Here is an 8,259-nt window from a genome sequence, read left to right on the forward strand (position 1 = left end):
CATCTACGACAAATTTCCGAGCATCTACGACAAATTTCCGAAAAAAACGGTTATCTACGACAAATATTCTACGCCATATATTTGTTTTTGTCGTAGATAAATATTTCCTTTGTGAAAAGCATTAAAGTCATGGAGAAGAAAGACAAGAAACAGAGGGATATAGTCCTGTCGCAAGACAATGCGCTGACTACCGCACGCTACAAGTTCGACCTTATCGAAAAACGTGCCCTATACTCCATTATACGAAATATCCGGGCGCAATACATCGAGAACGAGAACGGCAGACGGGACTTATTCGATGATCTGATTATCACCATACACGAGGAAGAACTAAAGAAATGCGGTGACAATACCAAGATGCAAAACATCTACGATGCGCTAAAACGGCTTAGAAATCGCGATATAGAGATTAACAACGAAAAAATGTGGCTAAGTATCGGTTTTGTCAATTACGTCAAGCATATCAAAAATAAATCGTATTTTGAGGTGCAAGTTTCCAAAGAGGTACTACCCTATTACGTGGAACTCGCCCAAAACTTCACGAGTTACTCCATGACGGTAGCAATCGCACTCAAAAGCACATTCTCGCAAAGGTTTTACGAACTGTGCTGCCAATACCGAAACGCCGGGTTCTTTTTCTACACAGTCGAAAAGCTTCGGGAAATGTTCATGTTGGAAAAGAAATACAAACGGGGATGCGATTTCAAAAGGCGTGTACTTGACGATCCGCAAAAGGAACTCCGGGAGTTGTACAATGCCGGACAATGCGATTTATACTTCGAGTTCGAGCCAAAGAGCTACAAAGGCAAGGAAGTTACCGAATACAAATTCTACGTTTACACAAGGCAAACCGAACAACAAAAGCTATTGGAATACGAAAGCGCAAAACAGGCGATCATCTACATAACAACCACTATTTCGAGGTTCTCTAAAAGTGACAAAGGATATGTTAAGCGTGTAGTGAACGCCGTACAGTTACACCCGGAAATAGCCGTACAGGTGGCGCAAAAGATACAAAAGAAGTTTGAGCAATATATAGACAAGCCAGCCAAACAGATAGGGGCTATCATCCGGGTTTGCTTAATGGAAGATTTTGGTATAGAATAAAAAACATACAAGTATGAAAACAGGTGATAAAGTTATCGTACCAGCCGAAATAAGCGGCTATGGCAGGGATTTACGGGCAATGGTTACAGAGATAGAGAAGTTCGCCGGGGCAATATTCGTAACAGTGATATTCACCGAACCATGTCCGGAAGCCTGCGGAAGAAAAGGGGGCGTTTACCATGATTTCCAACTCGATTTACTCCCGGAATAGAGGTATATTTTCGGAATATTCGGTATATTTGTAGCATAATTCAAAAAATATGGAAAACTTACCGCAAACAATAGGAACCAAAGAAGTCGAAGCACGTGTTATCGAGCTTCGGGGGCAAAAGGTCATACTTGACCGGGATGTTGCCGAACTCTATCAGACAGAAACCAGAGAAATAAACAAGGCTGTCAAAAACAATCCCGAAAAATTCCCGGACGGGTATTGCTTTACCCTACAACCCTCTGAAAAACAGTATGTGGTGGAAAATTTCCACCGCATGGAAAGACTGAAAAAATCGACTGTCGAACCAAGAGCCTTTACCGAAAGAGGGCTGTATATGCTGGCTACCATAATGAAAAGCCCAAGAGCCACGCAAACCACCATTGCGATAATAGATTCGTTCACAAAGCTGCGTGAACTTACACGAAATATCGAAGCGATACATAACGAGCCGGACAACGCCAAGCAAAAAGGGCTTATCCAGCGCACAGGCGAGCTTCTCTCCGACCTGCTTGTAGATGATACGGACACGACCGAAACGGAATCCACTATCGAACTCAACCTTATGGCGGTCAAGTTCAAGCACACAGTCAAGCGGACAAAGAAGAGCAAGCCGGACAAATAACGAGCATATAATCAAAACATGTAGCATATTTCAAGTATATCAAGCATATTATAAGCATATTTACATCAATAAGTTAAGGCATGACAGATAAAGCAACCATACAACCCAAGAGCAAGCCGGAAAAGACAACCATTTCGATAAGCGGAGAAACATCTGAACGGCTGGAGATATACTGCCGGGCAAACGGCATATTGCGGAAAGAGTTTGTTTCCCTTGCGCTGGATTATTTCGAGCGTACCGGATTTGACCTGCAAAGTAACGCTCTCGATTATTCCCCATTGGAGAAAATCATCGGAGAACTGAAAGAAGTAAAAACAACCATGCAGACCAACAACGAGGGAACGGAAGCGGTGCGCCAGTTTCTCCAAGTTGTCCGGGAACAGACCACCAAACAACTCCCAGCGCCGGAACTGATCGCCCATGCTGCCGAAGAAAAAGCAAAAGCAGAAGCCAAAAGCGAAGAACAAGAAAGGGAGATTGCCCGGCTGCGATCCGAAAACTCTGCTTTGCAGGAGTACAAGGAAAAAGCACACCAAGAACTGTGCCGGGTACGTGACGAGCAAAAGACAATAGGGAAAATAAAAGTAAATACAGAACTATAAACTTTAGCATATCCTTAAAAGGCAAAATGAAAGCGACACCAACACATGAGCGTCCAAAAGTGATTAATTTAACTGATTTCAACCAAAAACATCGCTTTCAAATTTGCTTATTACAATCTTTTTATTATCTTTGTCTAAGTTGTAACAGGACTATGTTGTCACTTTCTGAGAAAAACTTCTCTGATGTGGAGCCTTGGTCGGGGATTAGTCGCAATACAACAGTGTTTTTTACATATTGAAGAAAAGCGTTTAGCTGATTTCTGTGCAGGTGAAAAGTCGAAAATGAACCGTAGGTACAGCAAAAACAGTCTATACGCCCGCTCGCTATATGCGGGGGGCGCTACCTGTTTGTACCTAAGGGCTTCGACTCCCTCACCTGCGGATAGGCAAATGCCCTTCCGCTTTTTTTCACTTATAACAACAGTATCTTAAACGAGAGGACAGACAATGCGTACGCAATGAGAGATATATGTTTTTAGTACTAATTTTTAAACAAGTTGTTATATGGAAAAGACTACTATAGGCTACAATGCCGGAGCGATTTGGGATAAATTGAGAGAAACCGGACGTATAACCATTGCAGAGCTTGCGAGAAAACTGAACATGGCTGCTGATGAAACCGCCATTGCCGCCGGGTGGCTCGCACGTGAAGGCAAAGTATATATTGAACGGATAAACGGTCTATTGCATATCAGGAGAGAGTGATGCAACGCCTCAAGAGGATAAAAGGCAAACGCCGGCATATTCGCCGTATCATGCCATTATGATGCTAAAGCGTTTCCTCTTTATCCATTTCAAAACTATTTATTAATCTAATAAACCAACCAGTATGGACAAGCATATCATCGGAGAAAACGCAGGAAAACTCTGGCGTTTATTAAGCACAGACGCACCTCGGAAATGGACTTTACAAGAAGTCAAGGATGCAACAGGGTTCAATGACCTGGAAGCTGCCAGCGCAATAGGTTGGCTCGCACGTGAGGACAAAATCCAATTCGAACTTGAACACCACAGCACTAAGGATAAGAACGTCTTTTTATACCTTATGCTGAACGTGTATTTTTAAAGCCTGTTTAAAAATATTGCCCCCGGCGGGGTTTTCGCCGGGGGGGGGCTTCCTGCATTTGCATATATAACCTCAAAGGCAAGTCAAATCGGACGGGGTGGCGGTCGGACGGCTGAAAAGTCGAAAACGTAACACAGGCGTGTTACTACTTGTCTTTGACAAGGCATTTTTTAGGGGTGCTGGCATACAATCCGAAAGGGGCGGGAACGGCTGTTCCCGTTTGTTCTCCCTGCAACCTACAGGATATTAACCTTAAATCATTAAGTGATAAACACTATATTTAATAAACCCTTTTAGCCAACAAATTGTTATCTTTATGCGGTCGTAAACAAAAAATAAGCTTATGAAAACTGCTATGGAAAAAAAAGAAATCGGCTTAATGAGACAGATCGGTTATCTCTCTTTTGTCGTTGTTTTGTTGTATGGGCTTACGCTATTTGCGGTTTCTTGTGACAATGATGAAGATCCTCCTCTTCCTCCCGCAGTGGAAAAAGTAGTGCTGGCATTTGGTGTGGATCAGGGTGAAGGTCAGCTTTCGGCTAAACCGGAGTTGGAAAATACGGCTGCGGAAAAGATAGGAGAATTGATCTCTCCGGCTGAAATAGCGAAAGGCACAACGGTGCATTTTCGTGCTACCCATTCCAAATCATGGACAATCATGTATTGGAAAGTCAATGGCGTCATTATTCGTTCTGTGGAGCCGGAGCAGACTTTCGTCATCGATGAGCATAAGGAGGTTCGGGTTGCTTTCAAGCCTTACAAGTCACCGGAACCGGAGGGGCTGTAAAACAAACTGTGTCAGCAAAGCAATAAAATATTAATTTTGCTGACACAGTTTAATTGAATTCTCTTTTTGCTGTTCATTTGCTTTATTTCAGGACTTCGCCCTTCTCGTTGAAGAACACTTCGCTGTCCGTGCCTTCTGCATCGGTAAATGTCACCTTGTAGGTCTTTGTGCCTTCCTCGCTTTCCTCAACTGCGGCTTCCTTGATTGTCAGGTCTGCGAAATCCTTCTTGATCGTGTCCTGAACCGCCTGCGGCAGATCCTTTACCTCGATTGGCTTATAATCGTTCACCATTACCACAATCTCAACATCCGATACCATGTTGCCGGCGAATGCCACTGAACTACCCAATCCCATAACAAGTGCTACTGCAAATAATACCTTTTTCATAATCCAATCTATTTAAATATTTAACATATGGTTTCTGAAAGACAAAGAACAAACATTGTGCCAAACAAATAAACAAGTCATATATGCCTGATAATCAAAAGTATACAAAAAACACATATATTTATTGAAGAACTGTTATCTGTGTATCATTTCCACATTTTGTGGAAATGATACACAGACTTTCTATAATTGCCTCCGGCGGGGTTTTCGCCGGGGGGCTTCTTGCATTTGCATATCTATCAAAAAGAAAGCAATATCGGAGCGTTACACCATAAAAACAGCTAGCCGGTTATTACAAAATGATATTGCGTGTCCGGCTGATCGGGGCGGGTCTCCCACCATGCGGACAAATCCCGGTAACAAAATGACAAAGCGGACATCCCGCCAAAGAACAACATTTTTTTTCTTTTTTCCTAAACACCTGCCAGCGAAGCACAGAGTATTTGTCAAGGGCGAAGGGTAAAAAATACCGCACGAGCGAAGCGAGCACAGGAGATTTTTTACCCGGAGAGTGAAACGTCCCTTTACAAATGCGGCGTGCGGAGTTACCTTTGTGCCGGAAAATAGAAAAATCACATGCCCATTCCGAAACCTCTGCTCCTTTTTGGCTTCTTCAGGAGTTCCAGATCTTCCTCCTGCTGCTTCTTTTTGGGAATAGGCTGCTCGATGTCCGGCGTTTTCTCCACCTGTTGATTTTTCGACTTCTCCGGCTCCTGCCGGGATTGAAGCTCTGCTTTGAGTTTGTCCCATTTCTCCTTTCTGATGCGTTCCGCACGTTCCACCTGCCGGGCTATTTCCGCCGGACTTCCGTTCTTGACGGCATTAAGATAGTCGAAGCTTTCCTCCGGCTCCCGGTCAAACCCCATGCGCCGATCAAAAGAGCTTTCACACTTCCGGAAAAAATCCGTCCGGTCAAAACCTCCCTTCACGTTGCCGCAGTTCTTCTTCCCGGTGTGGTTCGTTTTAGGGCTTAACTTCCTGGTGTTGCTCCGGTCTTTCCGGCTGACGATGATATGTGCGTGCATATCGCTGTCACTTTCACCGTCCCGGTTGAAATGGATCTTTGCATAATATTCCACATCATCGCTTTTCAAGCCTTTTCCGAAGCCCTCCGCATAGTTTCTCATCACATCCTGCCGTATGTACCGCCGTAAGGCTTCCGCACACTCCTGCGGAGTTCTGCCCATGCAGCGCAGCTCCTTCTCTGAAGGGCTGACAGTGATAACATAGAACTTTGCGTCAGTCCGGCTTAACTTAGCCTTGTTGTTGTCTATCTTGAATGTGACCTCCCTTGCGCTCACGTAGTCCCGGAACTGGTTGAAAAACGGCTGCACCTCCTCCCCTTTCTTCATCCTCTCCAAATCCTCATGCTGGAGATAGTTCGTCACCGCAACACAACTGCCTGTATTGGCATATGTGCCGTTACCGCTTCCCTGTATCTTCACGTTCATATCTTTTCCCTTTTGTTCTTCTCGTTCTTGTACAAGGCTTTTATATCATCGAAAAGCCCGGCTTTTCCTTTCGCATCGATATAGCTTGCGATATAGGAGAAGATCTTCTCCTGCCTTTGCGTCACAGCGTCCAGCCTTGCATAAATGGCTTGTTGGTTCTTCAGAAGCATATCCCTCGACTGACCGACTGCCTTTTCCGCCCGGTCCAAAGCCTGCTCCCTTATCCCGGCAAGGCTTGCAAGGTCACGCATGAATAGGTCATTGTCTTTTTGGTATTGGCTGAACTTTTTTTCCGTAAGTATCGAGTCCATGCTCATGGTCACCCTCATACTTGTACTGCCCATGGCTTCACAAGCCGGACGCAAGAAATCCTGCTCCTGCTTCCGGATGAACGCTATCACTTGATCACAGCGTTTGATAAGTTTCTGCATTTCCTTTGCCGGACTCTCATGCTCAACCGGGTTGATGCCGTACTTCTCGAAGTACTCCAGCGCACAGGAAAGGAACTCTTTCTTTGATACATTATTGGACTTTGCCAGCCTATCAAGCCGGGCAAACGTTTTTCGGTCAATGGTGACAGAAGTGGTGGTTTCCTTATCCATACAATTGCGGTTTTAATTGCTGTTTATATTATTAAATCTCTGATTTACAAAGGTATAATTTTAACCACAATTTCAAACTAATTGCGGTTAAAAAACTTAAACGGCTGATATTCAGCCGTAACCCCGTAGGGCAAGAGGAAAAACAGGGTAAAGCCCGGTTTCCTCTTGCTGTTCTTTCGACTGCCGAGCAATCGACGAACACCCTCCCCTGCGGTACGGCGAAAGCTCGTACAAGGGGGACGGGGAGAAGTCGGAGCGAGGCACAAAGAAAGAACCTATTCCACAAACAAAAAAACACATCAAAACGGCACAACAGGCTGCATAAAATATCAATATTTTGTTTCGCTATATGGAAACAAAATATTATCTTTGCAACACTAAAACTTTATATGGAAGCAAAATCAAGATTCAAGGTCAAATTATCCAACGAAGCCCAAGAGTTTTTAGACGGATTGCCCAACAAGGTACGTGAGAAGATCATTAGCAATATTCGTAAATCCACCTTTGTACTTGATCCAGATTTATTCAAGAAATTGGATGATACGGATATTTGGGAATTCAGAACGTTCTATAACAAAACCAAGTACAGGCTTCTTGCTTTTTGGGATAAGGACGATAAGATAAACACTCTGGTAATCGCAACACATGGGTTTATCAAGAAAACCCAAAAGACACCTCCCAAAGAAATAGCCAAAGCCGAAGAGATTAGAAAAGATTATTTTAATTCAAAAAGATAAAGCGTATGGAAGCAAAGAAATTTTATACACTCGAAGAAATCGAGGATAAATACATCGGAGAAAAAGGTACTCCCAAACGTGATGCCTACGAAGAAGAACTTAACTCTTTTTTGATAGGTGAAGCCATTAAACAAGCTCGCCAATCAAAGAACTTAACCCAAGAGGAGTTAGGTAATCTGATAGGAGTGCAGCGTGCTCAAATCTCCCGAATTGAAAACGGTAAGAACTTAACCTTTTCCACCATTGCAAGAGTTTTTAAGGCTATGGGGATAAGTGCTAAACTTGAAATCGGAAGCATGGGTAAAGTTGCGTTATGGTAACTAACTATACAACAAAAAGTTACATTAAATCCGGGATGCGTTTTCGCTCCCGGAAACTTCTCGTTTTATACATTAAAAGTCATATTTATACAAAATTTAACACACCGAAAAATCTTCCTAATCCGTTGCACTTGGCTTTACTTGTTTCCACTCTCTCCCATTCTCCGGAAATTCGTCGTATCAAAAAACACGCTGAAAAGTGGAGCGAAGCGACCTCTATAAACCAAAAAAGAAACACTCCATTGCTTTACGGTAATTTTTAGTTTCTTTTTAGTTACTTTTACGGCATAGCATAACACATTGTGCTGTAATATCTTACAAAGGTCATCTACGACAAATTTCCGAGCATCTACGACAAATTTCCGA

13 protein-coding genes are annotated in these 8,259 nt (G+C 43.4%); 9 read left to right on the top strand and 4 right to left on the bottom strand.

The genetic code is table 11. The annotated features are described in order from the left end of the window. Nucleotides 1-111 precede the first annotated feature (111 nt). From HMPREF9447_RS27210 to HMPREF9447_RS27240, 7 genes are all read left to right on the top strand, one after another. Nucleotides 112-1,107 (top strand): replication initiation protein, encoded by a 996-nt coding sequence (locus HMPREF9447_RS27210; RefSeq protein WP_009132797.1) that lies wholly within the window; start codon nucleotides 112-114, stop codon nucleotides 1,105-1,107. A gap of 13 nt (nucleotides 1,108-1,120) precedes the next feature. Then, nucleotides 1,121-1,318 carry a hypothetical protein gene (locus HMPREF9447_RS27215; RefSeq protein ID WP_009132798.1) on the top strand — a complete coding sequence of 66 codons (198 nt, stop codon included), beginning with the start codon at nucleotides 1,121-1,123 and terminating at the stop codon, nucleotides 1,316-1,318. A gap of 49 nt (nucleotides 1,319-1,367) precedes the next feature. Further along, entirely contained in the window at nucleotides 1,368-1,940 is a 573-nt protein-coding gene (locus HMPREF9447_RS27220) for an ORF6N domain-containing protein (RefSeq protein WP_009132799.1), read from the top strand. An 80-nt stretch (nucleotides 1,941-2,020) separates the two neighbouring features. Then, complete coding sequence (locus HMPREF9447_RS27225) at nucleotides 2,021-2,542, top strand: BfmA/BtgA family mobilization protein (RefSeq protein ID WP_009132800.1); 522 nt, start codon at nucleotides 2,021-2,023, stop codon at nucleotides 2,540-2,542. 504 nt (nucleotides 2,543-3,046) lie between these two features. Next, the gene (locus HMPREF9447_RS27230; RefSeq protein ID WP_009132802.1) at nucleotides 3,047-3,247 is read left to right on the top strand and encodes a winged helix-turn-helix domain-containing protein; all 201 of its coding nucleotides are present in this window, start codon (nucleotides 3,047-3,049) and stop codon (nucleotides 3,245-3,247) included. A gap of 124 nt (nucleotides 3,248-3,371) precedes the next feature. Continuing rightward, nucleotides 3,372-3,608, top strand: a complete 237-nt coding sequence (locus HMPREF9447_RS27235; protein WP_009132803.1) for a winged helix-turn-helix domain-containing protein — start codon at nucleotides 3,372-3,374, stop codon at nucleotides 3,606-3,608. Nucleotides 3,609-3,951: 343 nt separating this feature from the next. After that, entirely contained in the window at nucleotides 3,952-4,395 is a 444-nt protein-coding gene (locus tag HMPREF9447_RS27240; protein ID WP_007659487.1) for a hypothetical protein, read from the top strand. A gap of 82 nt (nucleotides 4,396-4,477) precedes the next feature. On the opposite strand, the gene HMPREF9447_RS27245 is transcribed toward HMPREF9447_RS27240, so the two are convergent. The 3 genes from HMPREF9447_RS27245 to btgA form a co-directional block, all read right to left on the bottom strand. Continuing rightward, on the bottom strand, nucleotides 4,478-4,783 hold the full coding sequence (locus HMPREF9447_RS27245; RefSeq protein WP_005783170.1) for a hypothetical protein: 306 nt from the start codon (nucleotides 4,781-4,783) through the stop codon (nucleotides 4,478-4,480). A 572-nt stretch (nucleotides 4,784-5,355) separates the two neighbouring features. Further along, nucleotides 5,356-6,234, bottom strand: coding sequence for a mobilization protein BtgB (gene btgB, locus HMPREF9447_RS27250; RefSeq protein ID WP_008669303.1), 879 nt, complete (start codon nucleotides 6,232-6,234; stop codon nucleotides 5,356-5,358). After that, entirely contained in the window at nucleotides 6,231-6,836 is a 606-nt protein-coding gene (gene btgA / locus HMPREF9447_RS27255) for a mobilization protein BtgA (protein WP_008669301.1), read from the bottom strand. The genes btgB and btgA overlap by 4 nt, the downstream gene beginning before the upstream one ends. Before the next feature lie 389 nt (nucleotides 6,837-7,225). On the opposite strand from btgA, the gene HMPREF9447_RS27260 reads away from it, so the two are divergent. Together HMPREF9447_RS27260 and HMPREF9447_RS27265 are read left to right on the top strand one after the other, a co-directional pair. Then, a complete protein-coding gene (locus tag HMPREF9447_RS27260) occupies nucleotides 7,226-7,573 on the top strand; it encodes a type II toxin-antitoxin system RelE/ParE family toxin (protein WP_008669299.1) in 348 nt (115 codons plus the stop codon). A 5-nt stretch (nucleotides 7,574-7,578) separates the two neighbouring features. Next, on the top strand, nucleotides 7,579-7,893 hold the full coding sequence (locus HMPREF9447_RS27265; protein ID WP_007851388.1) for a helix-turn-helix domain-containing protein: 315 nt from the start codon (nucleotides 7,579-7,581) through the stop codon (nucleotides 7,891-7,893). A gap of 137 nt (nucleotides 7,894-8,030) precedes the next feature. Here the strand turns inward: HMPREF9447_RS27265 and HMPREF9447_RS28975 are convergent. Next, nucleotides 8,031-8,259: hypothetical protein (locus HMPREF9447_RS28975; RefSeq protein ID WP_009276909.1), on the bottom strand; the 229-nt coding region annotated here is incomplete at its 5' end.

Source organism: Bacteroides oleiciplenus YIT 12058 (genome assembly GCF_000315485.1).
Taxonomy (GTDB): Bacteria; Bacteroidota; Bacteroidia; order Bacteroidales; family Bacteroidaceae; genus Bacteroides; species Bacteroides oleiciplenus.

Excerpts from the sequence above, each read along its gene's own strand:
- HMPREF9447_RS27240 (WP_007659487.1), top strand. The coding sequence starts at position 3,952 with ATGAAAACTGCTATGGAAAAAAAAGAAATCGGCTTAATGAGACAGATC.
- HMPREF9447_RS27220 (WP_009132799.1), top strand. The coding sequence starts at position 1,368 with ATGGAAAACTTACCGCAAACAATAGGAACCAAAGAAGTCGAAGCACGT.
- HMPREF9447_RS27260 (WP_008669299.1), top strand. The coding sequence starts at position 7,226 with ATGGAAGCAAAATCAAGATTCAAGGTCAAATTATCCAACGAAGCCCAA.
- HMPREF9447_RS27265 (WP_007851388.1), top strand. The coding sequence starts at position 7,579 with ATGGAAGCAAAGAAATTTTATACACTCGAAGAAATCGAGGATAAATAC.
- HMPREF9447_RS27245 (WP_005783170.1), bottom strand. The coding sequence starts at position 4,783 with ATGAAAAAGGTATTATTTGCAGTAGCACTTGTTATGGGATTGGGTAGT.
- btgA (WP_008669301.1), bottom strand. The coding sequence starts at position 6,836 with ATGGATAAGGAAACCACCACTTCTGTCACCATTGACCGAAAAACGTTT.
- HMPREF9447_RS27225 (WP_009132800.1), top strand. The coding sequence starts at position 2,021 with ATGACAGATAAAGCAACCATACAACCCAAGAGCAAGCCGGAAAAGACA.
- HMPREF9447_RS27235 (WP_009132803.1), top strand. The coding sequence starts at position 3,372 with ATGGACAAGCATATCATCGGAGAAAACGCAGGAAAACTCTGGCGTTTA.
- HMPREF9447_RS27230 (WP_009132802.1), top strand. The coding sequence starts at position 3,047 with ATGGAAAAGACTACTATAGGCTACAATGCCGGAGCGATTTGGGATAAA.
- btgB (WP_008669303.1), bottom strand. The coding sequence starts at position 6,234 with ATGAACGTGAAGATACAGGGAAGCGGTAACGGCACATATGCCAATACA.
- HMPREF9447_RS27215 (WP_009132798.1), top strand. The coding sequence starts at position 1,121 with ATGAAAACAGGTGATAAAGTTATCGTACCAGCCGAAATAAGCGGCTAT.